Genomic DNA, 18,891 nt, shown 5'->3' on the forward strand with positions numbered 1-18,891 from the left:
ATCACTGCCGCTCAATTTTGTTCCTGGCAGCCAGCTGGCTTCTTCCTTGCTCAACAAGCAGCGCTTGAGCAACAGAATGGTCAACGCAAACTTTTCCGACCGGCTGAAGCAGAGTTCCGAGCGATTTAGCCATCACAATGGCAACCGGAATACCGATAATGCTGCAAAAACAGCAGACAATCTGTACCAGAGTCAGTATGACCATCGGGATGCCCAAAAAGAGTACGTAGACCGCTTTTAGAATGAATCCGTATGTTTGCCAAAGAATATTTTTATCTGCATCGCCGTCTATCTCAGATTTAGAAACCATGTCATAGGAAAACGGCAGGAGCAAAAATTTCGAATACTGGATGAGACCTAGACCGATCGGCGCTGCGATGATCGTAACAACAAACAAAAGGCCAATCAGAAAAACGAGAGCCGCCGTAACAAAGCCTAGAAATGGGATGTTCCAAATAATATTTCCTAAGGTACGCATTCAATATTTCCAATCAAGTAAGAGGCAATTAAGCGGAGATATTTTACTGAAGAGGCCTTCCTGAACTCGGGTTAGACGGCGATAGGTCATTGTCCGTTACGGGTTTTTCTAGCCATCGCATAATTCAAATCATCGGCGCGAACTTGAGTAATCTTATTTCAACAGAAAGTGAGTTGTAAAAAAAATCGACAGACGAATCAATGATTCTGCCTGCCGTTTTCCCAATGATTGCACGCTAGGTAAGATTGCATCGTTCAGGAAGAAAAAATCGTTTCACTACATATCTTGATTATTTAAATGGTATTTTCAAATTCTAATAATGATATTGCTTCTAAATCAACGTTTATTCTAATAAAACTGACAAATATGTCGCAAAAAAGCAAATAAGGTTAAAGAGTAAGGGATTTAAATCGAACAAATTCTTTCTTTGAGACATCAAATAGGATTTCTTGCTGCCTGCTGACAAAAACTCTCTTCTCGAGTTTGGCTTATATCTGCCGCCTAGCTATAGAGTTTAGGAGCCGCTCTTCTCTGAATCCTCTTTTGTTTTCCGAAGTTGCAAAAGCCAAAGTTCATAAAAAATAAAGAAGAAATTCTCTTTTCCTCCCCCGTACAGGGGTATCGATCAGCTGGCTGCCTCACTAGACTGACTATTGTCTATCAAGAGGTTTTCACATGAAAAAACTTTTACTCACTTCTGCCCTTCTAGCCGCACTTCCTTTGGTTGTCCAAGCTTCTGATGTCACTTTTAGAGCTGGGACTTATGAGGCTTCTGCCGATGGAATTCACGGCCCCGTTGTAGTCAAAACAACCTTTTCAGAGCATAAAATCGATTCCATTCGGATCGTTAAGCAAACGGAAACCGAAGGAATTGGCACTGTAGCAGCTTCCGAGCTTCCGAAAAAGATTCTTAATGCGCAGTCAACTAAGATCAACGGCATTGCAGGAGCTTCGATAACTTCCAAGGCTATTTTCTCTGCGGTAAATAAATGCATTGAACAAGCAGGCGTAAAGCCCGACCAACTCATCCCGGTAATCACTAAAAAACAAACCAAAGAAGAAAAATTGTCAGCAGATATGGTTGTTGTCGGAGGAGGCGGATCCGGAATGGCTGCTACGATCGAAGGCAGAATGAGGGGATTAAAAGTAGTCCTCGTTGAAAAAATGCCTTACATCGGCGGAGCTGCCGCGATTTCGGGAGGCCAAGTCGTTGCTCAGGGATCAAAACTTCAGAAACAATTTGGTTCAACCAAAGACAGTCCGGAATCCATGATGAAGGACTTCCTTGCCAACGGGCATAATCTTAATGACAAACGCATGCTGTCTTTGTACGCCCATAATGTTGGACAAACAATCGATTGGCTGCATGACAAAGTCGGAGTGAAATTCATTCCAAATGATTTGCCTTATCTTGCGGAGTATTCGCATCGACGCGCGCTGGAATTCCAAGGGGGAGCCAAGACGATGGCTCAGCACCTTAAGAAAGTGATCAGCGAGAACGGTGCCAATGTTCTTTACAACACACGTGTACAAAAACTTTTGACAGACGACAAAGGAAATGTCACAGGGGTGCGCGCTGTCGATAATAATGGCGTGACTTACACTATCACTTCAAAGGCCACTCTGCTGACAACCGGCGGATTCGGAAATAACAAAGAAATGCTTTCCGAACCGGTCAAGAGTGCCCTGTACTATGGGCCTGTCTCTTCAACCGGCGACGGACATCAAATGGCCTTGTCTTTAGGCGCTAAGACCCAGCTGATGCAGTATGGAAAACGTTATCCAAACGGTATCGAAGTCTCTCCCGGAAAAGCAAAATCCACGATTTATGCCAACGTCGGTGCCTTCGACCACTCAGGAATCCTAGTAGACGTTAACGGGAAGCGATTTGTCAATGAAAAAGCGAGCAATCGCCATATCTTGGACCCGATGATGGAAACCTCCAACAAACAGGCCTACGTATTTATGGATGAAGGCTCTTGGAAAGGTTTTTACAAACGCCTTCCCGAAACAGGTGTTTCCCACGAAGACGCTGATAAGTATTTAGCACAAGACGGAAAGTCGTCTCCTCTCTTTGTTAAAGGCGCTACGCTCGAACAAGCTGCTAAGAAAGCGGGGATCAATGCTGAAAATCTTGCTAAGACCGTTGCTCGTTACAACGAATTCGTAAAAACCAAGAAAGACGCTGACTTTAACCGTCCCCTCCAATACATGAAGAGCGAAATCTCTTCTCACGGACCTTATTACATCGTAGAGCAGAAACCTAGATTCGCTACTACGATGGGCGGCTTAGTCACTAACGATAAACTCAATGTCGTTCGCAAGGATGGCAGTACGATCGGAAATCTATACGCTGCCGGTGAATTGGTCGGGGGCACAATGGGAGATGATTCTCCTGCCGGTGCCAATGTCGGTTGGGCATTAACCAGCGGTAAATTTGCAGCAGACCGTATTGCTGATCAAATTAAATAAGAGTTCCTCTACCGTCCTGGAAGACCTTGTGAGATCCACACAAGGTCTTTTTATGTCTTATCCCGAAAACGGAATAAACCTTAAGATCGAGCTGCATTTTTACCGCTGATGCGACCCATTACTAAGCAATTTGCCAACGAGCCTCCGCCGATCCTGTCTTTACCAAAAATACCTCCCACAACCTCTCCGGCCGCAAATAAACCGAGAACTACTCTGCCGTCCTTGTCAAGAACACGAGCCTCTTCATCGGTCTTCAGTCCGTCCAGACTCGTATGGATATAAATATTTTCTTTTCCCCAATAGAACGGAGGTTTTTCAATCCGCTGGGTAAATACCGTTTTACCGAATTTATCTCTCCCGGCTTCGACAGATTGGTTATATTCATCTAAAGTTTTACGAAGCTTTTCTTCCGGAATTCCCATCCCTACCGCCACCTCACGGATAGAAGAGGCTTTCTTAACAATTCCGCTCAGTAGTTTGACTCCAAGAGTCGCTCCTTTCTCGGACTGCGTATCTGTAATGACAGTGAATTCAGTTTTCGGCCATTCCAAAATGACCTCTACGATCTTATGCCATGGAAGATTTTCATCGACAAATCTTTCTCCCTCAGCATTTAAATAAATGTCGCCTCCAGCATAGTCAAGAACCCGACCGCCCCAAAAAGGAACAATCTGATACCCGTTCCCCTGAGTAACTTTTAAACCGATTTTCTCTCCGATATCTAATGCATCTCCATCTGCACCGTCCCAATTATTTCCCCACGGATTAGCACTGGTTTTTAAATTGATTCCAAGGCGACGATCATAGTCGAGGCGCCTAAAAACATTAGCAGTCGAACCGCCGGTTGCCAAAACCAACGACTTGGTTCTAAAAGTTTTATCCCCCTCTGGAGTGTCAGCCAACACAGACCAGCCCTCAGCGATTGGGATTAGCGCTAGAAGTCGATGCTCAAGAAAAAGCGGGATATTCTCCTGCACACGAGCATGATTCAAAATCATGACATAACTTCTGCCTGCTGAATTTCCCGGCATAGAAAACCCACGTGCGCGCAAGCCGGATTTAGCCTGAAAAGGTTCTCCGAAAACCACACCCTTCGCCTCTAACCAATCCAATCCCTCTTCCGAATGAAGGGCGATTTGTTCCAAAATTTCAAGATTTCCTTTTCTTTCACCTAATTCATAGGCATCTTTGACGAAAAGCTCGACGCTGTCTCGAAGTCCTTTACTACGTCGTTTATCCCCTCTAATCATGGCTGAAATTGTCCCGCTGGAAAAAAGGGTGTGTCCTCCGATTAAAGGTCCTTTTTCTAAAATCAAGACTTTTTCTGCACCATTTTCCTTGGCAGACAACGCGGCACAGAGACCTGCCATCCCGCTGCCGACAACGATCACGTCCCATTCAAGCTCTTCCGGGAAGGCCTTAGGCAAGTAAGCTGATGAAACGCAAAGAGGAAAATAAGTAATTAAACTCCTTCTGGAAATCATGGAGCCTTCTCCTTAAAAACGTCTCCGGGCACTTTCTGAAGCCATTGATAAGCTTCTAACCGAGATCTCACCCCCAGCTTGCCGTATGCGTTTGAACAATGCATTTTTACTGTTTCTTGTCCGATTCCCAGTTGATCAGCAATTTCACGATTGCTCGCCCCTTTGGCTGCGAGCACAATGACATCTTTTTCCCGGTTCGTCAAAGAATTGAAGGTTTCTTCAAACTTTTCCTCTTCTTTTTTCTGCCTCCAGTATTGACGAGATCTTTCGCAAGCCTTGGAAACAGAGTCTCGAAGTTTGAGAGGATCACCGCGTTTTTCGAAAAAATCTACAGCCCCATATTTCATGGTATATACGGCCGTTTCGATATCTCCGTGACCCGTCAAAAAGATAATGGGTAACTTATTGCCTCGTACGTAAAGCGCTCGCTGCAATTCAAGGCCCGTCATCTCAGGCATTCTTATATCGAGCACAAGACAACCAGGGACGCGGGGATCGTCTTCTTCCAAAAAGCGAACCGGATCAGCCCAATCTTTCACCTCATACCCGCACATAGATAAAAAGAGCTTTTGGCTCTCCCTGAACGCGTCGTCATCATCAACTAAACGAACCAGCGGAGAAATTTCGGACATAAACTTTCTATCCTCCTATTTGAGCAGACTGACCTTCCGGCAAGATGTCGAACCTTAATGCAGCTTTCAATTTTTTGTCAGCTAATTGAAAACTTAACGATGCTCCATGACGATCACAAATTCCGCGGCAAATACTCAAACCAATCCCAAGACCAGTCGTTTTTGTAGAGACGGAATAACTTTTCTCATTAATCATTTCAAGCTGAGACTGAGACATTTGAGACGCTGGATTTTCGATTTCACACAGCCATTGTTCTGCTCTTGCGTCTTTTGATATCTTAACGTGAATCGTGCCGCTAACGTCGTCAGATAACGCATCAGCCGCATTCCTAAGAAGGTTCAAAAAAAGAATTTGCAGCTCCAAAGCATTCCCTTTTATCGGGTAGTATGTGCGGACGGACCAATCAAAAACAATCTGATTTTCCAATTGTCTTCCGCGCTCGGCGATCAAAGAACCGGCTGACTTCTTAAGCAGCAGAGCTAGATCACAATCCTCCTGGCGTGAATAATTATTTTTAGCGTACCCCCTCACACGGTCAATGATTTTTGACATAGTTAAAACTTGCTCTTCAATACCATTGAGTGCTTTTTGTTTTACTTCTTTGGAAAAAGGTATTTTGGACGAGCCCTCCATCTTCAGCAGCGTCACATAGGTTCTAATACTTCCTAACGGAGAGCTGAGTTCGTGGGCAATCATGCCGCTCATCTGCTGCACAATAGAACGTTTCTCGTAAGCATTCAGCGCTTTTCTGACTTTGATGGCTTTAGCTTCAAAATTGTCTTTTTCCAAAAGAGCATTGGCAAGCATTGCCGTACGTCTTTTAATAAGAACATTCAAACGGAGCTCATTCAACAGCAAAAATACGAACAAAAGGAACACAAACCAGACGGCTCCTTTATGCCGTTCATACAATGCAGCCGGCGTAATATCTCGAAGATACCGGTAAGGTCCTTCTTTCAATCGCTCAAACAATTCCATGATCCGGCGTTCACTAACATTTGGCACCCACTGGCGACTCAAATCTCCGCCCGTTTTATACAACGCAATCGTCAGGTCTTTCACTTCTTCTCGCGGCGTACCCTCCGCCGCCCACAGGCTGATATCCGGAAATAGATCTGTTGAATGCCTACAGCCAAGCGGAGAGTCTTTCTTTTGATGAACAATTCGAATCAATCCCTTCTTAATCAGACCTTGTTCTTCAAGGTTTTCCAGAAGACAGGCAGGAATAATTCCGACATCTGCTTTTTTATTAAGCAGTGCGCTTAGTACGTCAGGATATGCGTTATTGCTGAAGGATATCTTCGAAAAAAAGTGTTCATCATCATAATGATTTTTCTTCAATTCATTGCGAACGCTCAGCCAGCTGTCAATCGTATTCGGAAGACCGCTCTGCGCTGTTTTATGTTGCAGATCAGCAAGAGATACGAGTTCTTTTCTGTCATTCAACACAGCGAGCGCTGCACCGACAGACTGTTCAGGGTCCCCGCTCTTGAGATTGATTCGAGTAGCAATTTTGTAGGTATTTTGTGCCGGAGAACCGTCTATCGTGGCAAAGAAACCTGTCGGAGCCAAAATAAAATCCGGTTTGTCTTTTCTCAAGGCATCAAGACCATCAGCAGCTGAAAATGTTATGGTTGCTACGTGATATTTGGGAAGACTTCGCCTGAGCTCGGAGAGCATTTTTTGAAGTTCGATAACGTCTTTGGGATTGACAAGCGTATCAGGGATACCTATTGTCAAAGAAGGCTGCGAAATTTCTATCGGCGCACTTGCAGCATTCGCTTGAACTACTAAAGGCTGAGAGAAAAATAATCCAACGACAAAAATCAGTTTGCCGACCACTCCTTTCTCCGCCAAAAAGAAAACGAAAAATTCGACAAAAAATCCTTGACTCTGAGGTTGTTCAATCATTTTTGTTTTTTCCACCCATTCGGGGGTATCAGAAAAAGCCTTCAAATCTCAAAATACTTCCATACGAGATCAATCAATCTCAGTTTTAAATTCTATTAGGAGTCCATAAGATGCAAAAAGCCAAACTTTCCCTTATCGCAGCCGCTCTTCTCGTTCCCGCATTCGCACTTTCTGCCTATGCTGCAGATTTTGTTCGCCCTATGCCTACCCACCCGATCCAAGCCGGTCCAACTCTTCTTGGCGGTGAACAGCCCGTTATTTGTTCTCCCCTTGTAGGCAAAAATCTTAAAGCCATCAAAGCAGAAGCGAAAACAGTAAAAGCTCTGAATCCGGACATGGTTGAAGTTCGCGCCGATTATTGGGACTTCATTGAAGATACCGATAAAGCCATTGAAGCTCTCCAAGCAATTCGTAATATTATCGGCGACACACCGATTCTTCTGACAGTCCGTGTCGCGGAGGAAAGAGGTTTCAAAAAAGTTGGTCAAAAACCGAAGTTTGATTTTTACAAGAAGGCCGCAGCTCTCAAACTACCTAACCTGATTGACGTCGAATTGGTGTATGGGGCAGACACTATTAAAAATCTCAAAAAGGATTTAAACGGAGTCCCTGTTGTCGTTGCCTATCATGATTTGAAAGGTACTCCGAGCAGCGAAGAAATTGCTAACATTCTCAAAAAGGAAATTGATGCTGGCGGCGATGTCGCCAAAATCGTGGTGAAACCCAATTCTCAAGCCGATGTTCTCCGTTTCCTCAATGGAACACTTGAATTTAGAACGAAGAACCCTGCATATCCGGTCATTGCTTCTGCCAGTGGGCAGGAAGGAAGAATCACTCGTTTAGCCGGCGGCCTTTTTGGTATTGATTTGACGTTTGCATCCGGTGTTAAAGGCTCCAATCCCTGGCAGATGCCGGTTCAGACAGTACAAGAGATTAACAAGGTCATCTATCCGGTTACTAAGAAGTAATGTTTTCTCCGCCGAAAAATCGAGTATCTGGTTAGATTAACTCGATGAGGTGATGCTCCGGCTCAAAAGTCGGAGCATTTTTGTTCAGTGAACGTTGCTGCACAATGCTAGAGAAAATGTGAAAAAAGTATTGCTTGAGTGAGTCTTCGCGTATCAGCTCCAACAAACGCTAGGTATAGATAAATTTGCCACGGTTTTCCAAGACAGACATTCCATTTTCAAAGGACTTAACGATAGTGATGCGTCTGACTGCTTTAGCATTCACGGTAACTTTAATTACTTCTGAGTCGCTTTTTTCTCCAATGCAAAATGATCGAAAAAGATATATGTTATATAGCTTCTCCCCTTTCGGACTTTTCCCATTCTCGCAGAAAAAAGGAAGCTCTTCCGAAGTTGCTCCCAAGTTATGAAGAAATTCAGAGACATTGAAACGAATAATATCAATGAGACAAGCTTCTTCGGGGAATTCTGAAGCCGAGAGTGTAATCTCTCGGCTATAGCGAAAAATGGAATCACAAGCATATGGCGTCAGCTCAGAATGCTGGAAGTTTTCCGATAACAAACAGTTATCCCCTTGGAAAATATCCTTGCTGCCAATGGGAAGCTCTTTAAGAGACACAAAGCCGAAATTTTCCTTTGCGCACCCAACTTTCTTCTTACCCATAAAAATAAATAGCCTTCTATCTGGAATCCATCTTCTAAATATCACATTGGAGAGCCAATCCCTAACAATTTCCTTAAAGCGGTCTTTGAATATGTAGGCAATCACGAGAGCGAAGAATAAATTCCGGCTCAAAGACCCATATCTGTCTTGATAGAAGAATGCCACCACCGTCGCAAAAAGCATCGATAGTGCCGCCGCTGATCCGTAAATAGAATGCGTAAGTAAGGGAGCACCTTGCTTATAACGAATGTCAAGAAAAAGAGAACTCTGAACAAATTTTTTCAGAAAGGACCATCGCATCAAGAATGCCGATTCCTTACTCTCTCCTTCGATTGATTTAACCGGAAAGCGGCTTGCGCGGTATTTCTCAACTTCCTGCCAAAAAGACAATATTTTGTTTCTCGGCTCACCGATGCAGACTTCATTGAGATCTTTAAGGCAGAATGCGGTCACCACAGTGAGATATTCGTCAAGTTTATCGAGCTGCCGAACCTCTCGTTCTGAATTTTCTTGTGAGAACTTTATGTTTCTAAACTCATCAAGCAGCTTATAGACAGTCTGCAGAAAAGTTTCAGTTTCTTCCGCGGACAGTTCTTGTTTCTCCATCAAAGAGCGGCTGCTCTCTTGAAGTGCAGTTTTATATTTGAGACAGAAGCGTTTGAAGAAATCATCAAATTTCTCCTCTTTGCCTGAAGATATTCTCCGAGCAACAAGTTCCTTGAGGAGACCATCCAGACTAGGGCTTTGCTCACTCAGACTAAGGTAGCACTTCAGATTATGTTTGAACTCTTCTTTTTTGAAATTATTTTCCGTGATTTGAAGCGCGCCGGGAAAAATAAAGAATGTGTCAACCCGGTACTTGAGTTTTTTAGTTTTATCTGTGATGCGGATTTTTTGCTTAACTTCGATTTGTTTTTTGCCGTGCTGCTTAATCGCGTCTATGAGCATGAGTTCTCCTGCAAAATAAACCGACTAAAGAGGATGGAAAAACATCGTGCCGCAAAGTCTTGGGAAACTTTGCGGCACAGCGTATCACTATTTCGTTAGAAGAATCCGGGAGTGATGCCGAGCCATTTAAAATAAGTTGCTCCGGCAAGCATCAAACCCAGCCAGTAGAGAAAAGACATAACGAAGCCATAGTAGAAAGATTCGCCCATCGTATATTTATTTGTACCGTAAAGCATTGCGTTCGGTTTAGCATTAAACGGGAGGCTCCAGCAAACGTTAATGCAGAGTGCCACAGGAATCGCTAACGAAAGAATATCGATCTTTAATTCCTGCGCAATACCAATAACTATCGGCATGAAAATAATCGTCCTCATGTTCTTGCTTTGGAAAATGAAGTGACTTGCGATAAAGATGCCGGTCAGAAGAGCATACAGACTGAAATAGCTCATAGAAGCCAGTCCTAACCCGTCCATCATAGCTTTGGTGAGAGTGTCCATCAATTTAGTAGCTGTGAGTCCTGCCCCAAGCGCATAAGCTCCCGCGGAGAAGATCATTAGATGCCAAGGGATATCAACATCGTTCCAATTTAGCAATTTGAACTGTGGTGCAAGCATAATGACGGCGCCAGTCATAGCCACAACTGTTGCATTGATGCCGTGAATTTTATCCGTGGCCCAAACTAAAAGTACCAAACCGAAGATAGCGATTGCCTTTAGCTCGTCCATCTTGAACGGCCCGAGCTCCTCATATGCCTTTTGAAGGGATTCCATGCCGCCCTGCAGCTTCGGCTGTTTGTCTTCTTCGGATACGGGAAAGATAAATCGCATGCCGAGTCCGTACCCGATAATTCCAAATCCAATAACAAGCGGAAGGCCGGCCATTAGCCAATCAAAATAGTAAATCGTGCATCCGGCTCCCGCGAGCAAAGCGATTGCAAGAAGGTTGGCACCGGAACCAGTCATAAACGCGTTGCAGCTGGCGTTGATCATGACTAAGTTGTAAAGTACCAAATTTCGAGAGAAGTTATTCGTTGTATCAGTCCCCGGAGCACCGTAAACAGCAGAGATGACCATGAAAAGCGGCATCATAAGCGCAGCTTTCGCTGCTGTGGCGTTTACAAACGCAGCCAAAAGAACGTTAATACCAAGAAAAGTCAGAAAGATTGCTGAGGCATTTCGTCCAAAACGAAGAATCAGCCAAAGCGCTACTCGCTTAACTAGTTGTGTCTTCACTAAAGCGCTTGCAAGAACAAATGCTGAAACGTTTAGCCAGATAACCGGATCCCCCAAGGTTGCCATTGCCGGTTTCGCTTTTAAAATTCCTGTCAGCACAAGGCCGCAGATTAAAAGCATTGAGGTAACGTAGTTCGGCAGCGCCTCGCTGATCCAAAGAAAAAGAGCTGTTGCAAAAAGGGCAAACATTATCTCTTGTTTCTGATTCAGAATGGGAATTTGTACGACATACGCAAGGACAAAGAACAGAATTGCAGCAATCGGTAGTCCCCATTTCTTAAAAAATGCCCCGGTTTTAGTGAGCTTTTTCTTTGGAAGCCGATTTAGAGAGTAGCTGTTTAAATCCAGAGGGTCGTAATTGGTTTGGACGGTGCTTGTTGTCATAGTTTTTACGGCGGCTGCTTAAAACCGCCGTTCCGGTTAATTCCAATAAAGCTTTAGTTCATACCAAGAACTTGTTTAGCCGCTTTCAGATAGTTTGTGTTGGGAAGCTCTGAAATTCCCAGAGCCTGCGTCGCCTTTTTCATGCCTTCATAATTCTCGCTTTCGCAGCAGGCTGTCTCTACCATTGCGCCATTGAACCAAACCTGAGCATATTCGCAAATAATCCCTTCAACTGAGAAACCATAGCGTTTCTTTTCCACACGAACGACGGCTAGTTCTGAATTCTCTTTGGCCATCTCTATGAACTCCTCAAGGCTGTAAACGTCTTTTGTCAGTTCAAGCGCAACTTCGAGATGCTTGAGGATTTCGCCCAACTCTTCCCGTTTAACTGGGAATTTAAATTTGCCGCGAGGCTGAAAGATTTCATAGCCCTCCGGTGTTTCTCCGACTTTAGTCTTAATGTCAAGCAGACCGTCGCGAACTTTGACATTGGCTTCGTTGGTACGTCGAGAGAGGAAATAGATCTCTTCCGGCATTACGCGAGCTGCGTAAAGGGTCGCTTTACATTTCCACATATGCTCCTGAACGCCGGCAATAATGTTCTTTCCAAAGACGCGGAATTCAGCGCGGGGAATGATTTTGGCAGCTTCATCAGCACTAATTGCTTTATTTTTGTCGTATGGATTTGTCATTTGATTACCTACTTATTCCATGTGGTGTAAGGATGAGAGAGGAGGTTGGAATTGAAATAACGAGGATCTGAAGAGACCTCTTCGCCAAGCCAGTCAGGTTTCTCGAAGGATGTATCTTCGGAGGGAACTTCTATTTCAGCTACGATCAAACCTTCATTAACCCCGTGGAATTCGTCTATTTCCCATGTAAGGCCGTTCCCGGCCGGAATCTTGTAGCGGGTTTTTTCGATAATCGGTTTTTCTGCAAGCTCATCGAGCATCTTGACGCAATCGTCATATGGAATTGAATATTCAAACTCAAGGCGTGTGCAGCCGACCGTCAATCCTTTAACCGTAAGGAAAGCTTTGTCATTGATTGTTCTGATGCGAACTGTGCGTTCCTTAACGCTGTTCAGATAACCTTGGCGGTAATGAGTGCCGACTGCGTTTTCACGCCATCCGTCGCCGATGACGAGAAATTTTCTTTCTATTTCTTTTGCCACTTTAAAACTCCTTGATTTTTAAACTCAGCGATTAAAAGCTACGAGTAAATTCTGAGCTTTAGGCGGCAAAATTAAAAATTATCAAATCATATGCTTCCCATAAGAAATTCTTATAAGTACAACTCAAATTTGATCTTTCGGCTTCATGCTCTCAGTAAGGAGGGAGATAAATTCGAAAGCTGCCGGAGAAAGTTCACGTTTATCGTTGTAGCCAAGAAAATAATCCGCTGTAACAGAAAAATTTTCTACCGAAAGCATAATCAGCGATTCTCTTTTTAATTCCTGTCTGACTGCTATTGATGGAAAAGCCGCTGCACCGAAACCCCGCGCAATTAGTTGTTTAGAGCTTTCAAGACTATTAACTTCAATAACAGGCGTCGAGAGGAATTCATAAACTCCGACACTTTTAAACCACTCCTCGAGCTTGGAACGCATACGACTTCCTTTTTGACGCATGACAAGATAATTTTCTGCAAATTCTTTTGCAGAAAGCGGCCTTTTCAATGCGGCTAGGGGCGAGGATGGTCCACAGACACAAACGTACGGCTCTTTGATAAGCAGCTTCTGCTTGCAGTGTTTGAGATTTCTTACGTGGCGGCTTAAAGCCACGTCCGCAAGCCCCTCTTCTACAAGGTGCGTAACGTAGGCAGAATCTCCCATTTCCAGACGAATGGAAATCAGAGGGTATTTTTTATAAAACTCAGCAATAAAGGAAGAGAGAAAATAGTTACCCATGACCGCGCTGGCAGCGATAGTGAGCTCTCCCGTCAATAGGTGGTTTAAGTCACTGAAAACATTTTCGATTTCGCGAAAAATTCCAAACAGTTTCTGGGTATAACTAAATAAGATTTTGCCCTTAGCAGTCAGGCGAATCTGACGTTTACTTCGGTCGAAAAGAGGATTGCGAAGTGCATGCTCAATGCCTTGAATCTGCTGAGATACAGCGGGCTGCGTCATATAAAGCGCCTTAGCCGCTTCCGTAAAACTGCCTAGACTGGCAACTACGTGAAACGTTTTGAGATGCTCTAGATTCATTCGGGTGATTCCGAACTGATTTTTGTGCATACAGACGCTCCCTGCATTTAGAAAATACTATTTGAGAATTCGGTCTGTCCTCAGTTTAATTGATGGACCACAGCTCATTTAGCATAAACATGAAATAACAGCCTGAATTCTCGAAAGAACGGGAATTCAGGCTGCAGGACTGCTTGTTAAGGAGATAATTTAGAACCTATGCATCACACCCAAGGAAGTATTCCATCCGCTCAATCCGGGCGCTAGATTTAAAGCTTTATTTGCTTTCCCCCAGGCGCCTTGTACGTAAACGAGTGTCCTCTTCGAGAAGTTGTACAAATATCCGGCGCCGATGCTGTAGGCATTGAATTTTTTATCCCAGCCTTCTTCAAGTTTTCCGGAATTCTTGTTCTTACCGAAGACGTACTGGCCTTGAACCATCAAGTCGCCGCCAAAGGCTTTCACGGAAGTTGACAGAGAAAATGCGTGGTAGTTATTGGCTTTGCCAGCGTTGTAGGCTTCTGACATCTTTTCTTCAGCAAATTCAATTCCAGGCAATGCGGCATGCTGAGCATATTCGTACGCACCGAATAATTTGAAAGCTCCGAAATCGTAAGAGGCGCCGAGATTCAACAGACGAGTCTTGTCTTGGTCAACTGCGCCTTTATGATCCAGAAGTTCATAGATGACATCAACGGAAAGTTTATCTTTGTTGTAGGTAAGACCAGCTCCATAGTAATGCGAGTTTTGCGACCATTTTTCTTCGTCGGAGTCCGTGCCGTTGGAGTACATCAAATGGCCTTGAAGTCCGACGAAATCCGGCGTGACATAAGCTACAGAGTTATTGTAGCGGTCGGTCAAATAGAAGGCTCCGTACATATTGCCGATCGTTGAGAACGAGGTGGAATATGCCGCTCCTCCTAAGATGCTGAATGTTCCGCAGTCCGAAGAGAGTCCTCCGAAGCGTCCGAGGCCTAACTTGCCCCACTCACCGCTCAAACCTAAAGCTGTTTCACGGTTGAATGCTTTTCCCGCTGTGGCCTCGGAACCGTTACTGAGATTAAAGCCCTGCTCAAGCTTGAAAAACACACTGTTTCCTCCGCCGAGATCTTCTTGGCCCATCAGACCCCAGCGGTTGCTCAGCCAGTTGCCGTTGGTCATTTGAACTTTGGCGGATTGATGCTGCAGTTTGCTGACGGAAACGCCCCCGTCAAGAATTCCGTACAGTGTCACCGAAGGTTCTGCCATGGCAGCAGAACCGATAGACATGCCGACCGAAATCGCTAAAAGATGAAGGTTTTTCATTTAGAAACTCCGATCATTTGATGACGTGGCAGTTTTTGCAGAGATTCTGCTGAGGCTGATGCTCTCTGTGGCATTCAAGGCAGCTTACGGTGTCACCGTAATGCGGAGAGTTGTGATAGTTCTTCTCATTGACATTAGCGGGAAGCTGAATGGAAGAAGATTTTCCGTGGCACTGGATACAAGTAGTGTCCTGAGGAGCCTGCATCGGCTGTGTGTTGTTATGGCATTGAGCGCATTGAACATTAGCGTGGAGACGAGCCATTGATCCGGACATGGTTTGGTTTTGTGCGAAGGCGGGACTGAGGAGGATGGAGAAAGCGGCCGCCATAGATAACACGATGTATTTCATGATTTTTTTCTCTCTTAAAGGTTGGCTGCGACAGATCTTCCGGCGATGCGGCCCATAGCCAGGCAGTCAGTAGAAGAACAGCTGCCTAAACGGTCCAAGCCGTGGACACCGCCGGTAATTTCGCCGGCTGCATAGAGACGAGGAATGGGTTTGCAAGTCTTCGTGCTGATCACTTGAGCCTGATCGTTAATGCCGATGCCGCCCATGCAGTAGTGAAGTTTCGGCCAGAATCTCATCGCATAGAACGGAGCCTTGAGTTCAACTCTCCTATCCAAGGGACGGCCAAAGAGCTCGTCTTTACCTGCTGCCACCATTTTGTTCCATTCGGCGATCTGCTGTTTCAGCGGCTCAAGCGGAGCGCCGTAGAATTTGGCGAGCGCTTCGACGGTGTCAAACTTCTTAACCGTGCCTTCTCTGAAGCTTGCCTTGAATCCCGGACGATTGACCGTCGTTTTTTCGGAACAGAATCCGAACGGCATAACCGGTTTACCCTGCTGGTCGACGCATTTCATTTCAGCTTCCGAGCGTTCTCTACGTGAAGCTAATTCATTAACAAAGCGCTTGCCGTTTCTTGCATCTACCATGATGCCTTCAGCGAAGATATAGTCGGCAAAAATCGAAGCTGCGCCGGCGCCGAATTCATCGGGAGTTGCCCAGGGACCGACCTGATAAATATCTAAAAGAACCGGCATTGCACCGAGACCGAGAAGCATACGAACGGATTCTGAAGTGGCGCCCTTCTGGCTTGTACTTTCGAGTGTAGAGTACTGAGGTGTAGAAGCAGAAATAAATTCATTGTCTGCGCCCCATCCGCCTGTCGCAAAAATCACGCCTTTGACTGCCTGAACTTTGTAGGTGTTCTTGTGCGTCTTCTTGTCGAAGTCATATTGACCTTCGACTTCGACACCTCGGACAACGCCGTCTTTATCCGTAAGAACTGCACTGCAGAAACTCTTATTTCTGAATTCAACGCCGCGTTCCTTCAGCCAGTTGTGCATCGGAACGCAGATGCCGCCGCCGGAATAATTTTCTGCGAAGATGGTTCTCGGAGCACTGTGGCCGCCAAGTCGTATCACCTGGTCAGCGAACTTCACACCGCATTTGACCATCATGTCGTAGCAGGCGGGAGACTCTTTAACCACCGCTTTAACCAAAGCCGGATGATTTAGGCGCTGCCCTACTCGCAGCATATCCTCTTCCATAAGCTTCGGGCTGTCCTTAATGCCCTTACTCTTTTGAAGACCGCTTCCAGCCAAGGAAATCTGTCCGCCATTAATGCAGGAGTTGCCTCCGAAAACATTCATCTTTTCCAGCACTAAAACGGACTTGACGCCGTTTTCCAGCGCACTGTAGGCGGCAGCCAGACCTGCAAAGCCGCTGCCGATAATGACCACGTCATAGGTTTCGGTCCAATCATCTTTTTCTGCTGCGCGGATAGCCGGTGCGGCACTGCATGCCAGGCCGATCAGAGAACTTTTGATGAGACTTCTTCTTGAGATGAGGTGAGATTGCATGATTTCTCCTTTAAGTTCACTACATTCTCTTTGTTGAGTTTTATTTTCTCTCTTAGAGAGAATTTAACATCTGAAAACGAATATTAAAATTCTTTAACGGAAATTTTTATTGGATCAAACCCTGTATCGAGTAAACCAGGTCGACCGTTATAATTAATTGTTTCCTGACCATTAATTGAAATGTCTGAAGTTCCATCCCAAGAAAACCGACAATTCAGACTGGATCGAATTGTTGAAGTGCTCGAGCTGCTTTCTACTTCCAAAGAAGGCGTTTTGCTGATGGATATCGTAGCGGCGCTCGGCATTCCCACCTCAACTGCCTACAAACTGCTTGCAGAAATGCGAAGAGTCGGGATGATCGAAGCCACAAACGGCCGAGGCAGACAGCGTTTGACCAAACGCATGACCGAGCTCGGAACCATTGCAGACAGGAATGCCCAAAAATTTGCTTCCGTTGAAAAGTATTTCGATCAGCTGGCTGACGAATTAGCTGAGACGGTTTATTTGGTTCAATTAAGAGGCCGACTCATCTCCCTTGTCGGTTTCTCCCAACCGATTGAAACAACCGGCCTACACCCGGGTTTTGCCTTTCCGATTCACGCTTCTGCGGCCGGAAAAATCCTTTGGGCATATCAAGATGAAGATCTTTTAGAAACAGAACTAAAGCGCTCTCACATCAAGTTCCAGGACAAAACCAAAGTGAATCCTGACGAGGTAAGAGTTGCTCTGAAGGATTCTCTCGAAAAAGGCTACGGCATTCACGATGAGGAATGGGATCAAGGCGTTCTTGCCATTGCGGTTCCCGTCTTCTTGGGCAGAAAAATGCCCGTGATGGCGGTCGGCATTGTCGCGGTCAAAGACCGAGTTCTTAAGAAGTACAGTATTGAAGAAATCGTAGAAAAATTAGAGAAGCTGAGAGACAAAATCTCTCCGATCTTAGAAGAGGCGTGACATGGATCTCGCTCAGATGGCGGGATGGCTGGCGGCAGCTGCAGCCATCATAGCCATGCTGCAGAAGTCTGATTTACGGTTAAAGCAGGGTTTAATCATCCACACCGTGCTTTATGGGATTCATTTTGCGCTGCTTGGACTTCCGACGGCCGTCGTGTCATGTGTGATCGCGCTGGCTCGAATCACGTTGTCGATCTACACGCGATCTCTGCTCTGCGCTGCCGCACTAATCATCATCAGCGCTGCGATGGCTTTAGCGCTTTCGCGGTCTACAGTAGATATTCTTCCGTTGACAGCAAGCGTCGTGCTGACGCTGTCATTGTTCCGATTTGACGGAATCAAACTGCGCCTCGGATTATTGGCGGGTTCAATCCTTTGGCTCATTCATAACGTCTACGTTCAGAGCTGGGGAGGAATTTGTCTTGAGACTTGTTTTTGTCTGTCGACACTTTGGGGACTCTGGACTATGGTTCGAGAGCAAAACGAAAAGCCAAAGAAAGAAATTTGTCTTTAGTGCTCCACAAAAGAGAAAAAAGCCGCTTTTGCGGCTCATAAGAATTCTTTCGTTTAGGCTGACTTCAAGGCGTGGAATAAAGACGAGAACAGTCCGAGCTTCTTCTCTACTTTTTCTGTCGAAATGTCTTTGACTTCATAACCGCCGTCTTTCAGCGCTTTTCTAAGAAGATTTCCGCTGGGAATGAAGCTGCCTTCAACTGTCAGCGTTCCTTTTCTATGTGAAGCAGAAAGTTTTGCGTCCGGCAAAATTTTCATGACCAGAGACTTAACCTGAGACTCACACATAGAGCAATGCATTCCGTCCACAACAACTGTCGTTTTGTACATTTCGAGACTCCTTGTACCATTTGTTGAGAATTATAATCACTTCGATTGAAGAAATAAATAATATTCGTTCTCATTAATTTCCAAGTTTGAGTTGAAAGAGTCTCAGAAAACCTTAAGGCCGGAATGCCGGCCTCGTTTTCAGTTACTTTTGGTTTGAAGGATTTTTTTTCGTTTCTTTTGGAAGCTCTTTGGCAGAAGGAGTTGGGTTTGGGGCCTGTTTTCCTTCATCCATTCTCAGCTGCTTTCTTTTTTCTTCGCCTTCATGTTTCAAACTTTGAGCGATTGCACTTAAAGTTTCGCCGACCGTCTTTGGTGCGGTTTCAATTTCTTTTGCTACCGCCGACTCCGACGGAGTGACATAGTAAACCGCGAGGGCTATCCATCCGATCAAAGCTGCAATAAAAGCGACATTTCTAATTTTCATGTGATGTCCTATAAAAGTGAACACCATTCCTTTATACAGGGTTTTTACTGAATAATCTTAGAGAAAGGTAACTAAATTATGTTAATTGATTAACAATCAATTTTTAAATTGAATAAAAGAATCACAATTCGACGAACTATAGA

General features: G+C 45.0%; 18 protein-coding genes. 4 read left to right on the plus strand and 14 right to left on the minus strand.

Features of this window, described 5'->3' with window-relative positions:
• Window position 1 precedes the first annotated feature (1 nt).
• A complete protein-coding gene (locus HMPREF9439_RS06530; protein ID WP_008864230.1) occupies window positions 2-478 on the minus strand; it encodes a YccF domain-containing protein in 477 nt (158 codons plus the stop codon).
• A gap of 675 nt (window positions 479-1,153) precedes the next feature.
• On the opposite strand from HMPREF9439_RS06530, the gene HMPREF9439_RS06535 reads away from it, so the two are divergent.
• Complete coding sequence (locus HMPREF9439_RS06535; protein ID WP_008864232.1) at window positions 1,154-2,950, plus strand: FAD-dependent oxidoreductase; 1,797 nt, start codon at window positions 1,154-1,156, stop codon at window positions 2,948-2,950.
• Between the two features lie 80 nt (window positions 2,951-3,030).
• Here HMPREF9439_RS06535 and HMPREF9439_RS06540 read toward each other — a convergent pair whose 3' ends face one another.
• From HMPREF9439_RS06540 to HMPREF9439_RS06550, 3 genes are read right to left on the minus strand one after another with little or no spacing between them, the layout of a single operon-like run.
• A complete protein-coding gene (locus HMPREF9439_RS06540; protein WP_008864233.1) occupies window positions 3,031-4,434 on the minus strand; it encodes an FAD-dependent oxidoreductase in 1,404 nt (467 codons plus the stop codon).
• Window positions 4,431-5,066, minus strand: coding sequence for a response regulator transcription factor (locus HMPREF9439_RS06545; RefSeq protein WP_008864234.1), 636 nt, complete (start codon window positions 5,064-5,066; stop codon window positions 4,431-4,433). The genes HMPREF9439_RS06540 and HMPREF9439_RS06545 overlap by 4 nt, the downstream gene beginning before the upstream one ends.
• 7 nt (window positions 5,067-5,073) lie before the next feature.
• Window positions 5,074-6,978 carry a sensor histidine kinase gene (locus tag HMPREF9439_RS06550; RefSeq protein WP_040603484.1) on the minus strand — a complete coding sequence of 635 codons (1,905 nt, stop codon included), beginning with the start codon at window positions 6,976-6,978 and terminating at the stop codon, window positions 5,074-5,076.
• Window positions 6,979-7,088: 110 nt separating this feature from the next.
• On the opposite strand from HMPREF9439_RS06550, the gene aroD reads away from it, so the two are divergent.
• On the plus strand, window positions 7,089-7,946 hold the full coding sequence (aroD, locus tag HMPREF9439_RS06555) for a type I 3-dehydroquinate dehydratase (protein WP_008864236.1): 858 nt from the start codon (window positions 7,089-7,091) through the stop codon (window positions 7,944-7,946).
• A 169-nt stretch (window positions 7,947-8,115) separates the two neighbouring features.
• Here aroD and HMPREF9439_RS06560 read toward each other — a convergent pair whose 3' ends face one another.
• The 8 genes from HMPREF9439_RS06560 to HMPREF9439_RS06595 all read right to left on the minus strand — a co-directional run bounded on the left by HMPREF9439_RS06560 (window position 8,116) and on the right by HMPREF9439_RS06595 (window position 16,530).
• Window positions 8,116-9,558 carry a hypothetical protein gene (locus tag HMPREF9439_RS06560; RefSeq protein WP_008864237.1) on the minus strand — a complete coding sequence of 481 codons (1,443 nt, stop codon included), beginning with the start codon at window positions 9,556-9,558 and terminating at the stop codon, window positions 8,116-8,118.
• A 95-nt stretch (window positions 9,559-9,653) separates the two neighbouring features.
• On the minus strand, window positions 9,654-11,174 hold the full coding sequence (locus HMPREF9439_RS06565; protein ID WP_008811891.1) for an SLC13 family permease: 1,521 nt from the start codon (window positions 11,172-11,174) through the stop codon (window positions 9,654-9,656).
• Window positions 11,175-11,227: 53 nt separating this feature from the next.
• Entirely contained in the window at window positions 11,228-11,866 is a 639-nt protein-coding gene (locus tag HMPREF9439_RS06570; protein WP_008811890.1) for a hypothetical protein, read from the minus strand.
• A gap of 8 nt (window positions 11,867-11,874) precedes the next feature.
• Complete coding sequence (locus HMPREF9439_RS06575; RefSeq protein WP_008864238.1) at window positions 11,875-12,348, minus strand: CYTH domain-containing protein; 474 nt, start codon at window positions 12,346-12,348, stop codon at window positions 11,875-11,877.
• A 123-nt stretch (window positions 12,349-12,471) separates the two neighbouring features.
• The gene (locus tag HMPREF9439_RS06580) at window positions 12,472-13,413 is read right to left on the minus strand and encodes a LysR family transcriptional regulator (RefSeq protein ID WP_008864239.1); all 942 of its coding nucleotides are present in this window, start codon (window positions 13,411-13,413) and stop codon (window positions 12,472-12,474) included.
• 159 nt (window positions 13,414-13,572) lie between these two features.
• Window positions 13,573-14,667 (minus strand): porin, encoded by a 1,095-nt coding sequence (locus tag HMPREF9439_RS06585; protein WP_008864240.1) that lies wholly within the window; start codon window positions 14,665-14,667, stop codon window positions 13,573-13,575.
• A 13-nt stretch (window positions 14,668-14,680) separates the two neighbouring features.
• Window positions 14,681-15,016 carry a cytochrome c3 family protein gene (locus tag HMPREF9439_RS06590; protein WP_008864241.1) on the minus strand — a complete coding sequence of 112 codons (336 nt, stop codon included), beginning with the start codon at window positions 15,014-15,016 and terminating at the stop codon, window positions 14,681-14,683.
• A 14-nt stretch (window positions 15,017-15,030) separates the two neighbouring features.
• The gene (locus tag HMPREF9439_RS06595) at window positions 15,031-16,530 is read right to left on the minus strand and encodes a flavocytochrome c (protein ID WP_008811885.1); all 1,500 of its coding nucleotides are present in this window, start codon (window positions 16,528-16,530) and stop codon (window positions 15,031-15,033) included.
• Between the two features lie 180 nt (window positions 16,531-16,710).
• Between HMPREF9439_RS06595 and HMPREF9439_RS06600 the strand changes: the two genes are divergently transcribed.
• Together HMPREF9439_RS06600 and HMPREF9439_RS06605 are read left to right on the plus strand one after the other, a co-directional pair.
• A complete protein-coding gene (locus HMPREF9439_RS06600) occupies window positions 16,711-17,481 on the plus strand; it encodes an IclR family transcriptional regulator (RefSeq protein ID WP_008864242.1) in 771 nt (256 codons plus the stop codon).
• Window position 17,482: 1 nt separating this feature from the next.
• Window positions 17,483-17,995, plus strand: a complete 513-nt coding sequence (locus HMPREF9439_RS06605; protein WP_008864243.1) for a YgjV family protein — start codon at window positions 17,483-17,485, stop codon at window positions 17,993-17,995.
• A 53-nt stretch (window positions 17,996-18,048) separates the two neighbouring features.
• On the opposite strand, the gene HMPREF9439_RS06610 is transcribed toward HMPREF9439_RS06605, so the two are convergent.
• Together HMPREF9439_RS06610 and HMPREF9439_RS06615 are read right to left on the minus strand one after the other, a co-directional pair.
• The gene (locus tag HMPREF9439_RS06610; RefSeq protein ID WP_008864244.1) at window positions 18,049-18,324 is read right to left on the minus strand and encodes a heavy-metal-associated domain-containing protein; all 276 of its coding nucleotides are present in this window, start codon (window positions 18,322-18,324) and stop codon (window positions 18,049-18,051) included.
• 142 nt (window positions 18,325-18,466) lie between these two features.
• Window positions 18,467-18,748 (minus strand): hypothetical protein, encoded by a 282-nt coding sequence (locus tag HMPREF9439_RS06615; RefSeq protein WP_022099353.1) that lies wholly within the window; start codon window positions 18,746-18,748, stop codon window positions 18,467-18,469.
• Window positions 18,749-18,891: the final 143 nt, after the last annotated feature.

Source organism: Parasutterella excrementihominis YIT 11859, from assembly GCF_000205025.1.
GTDB lineage: Bacteria > Pseudomonadota > Gammaproteobacteria > Burkholderiales > Burkholderiaceae_F > Parasutterella > Parasutterella excrementihominis.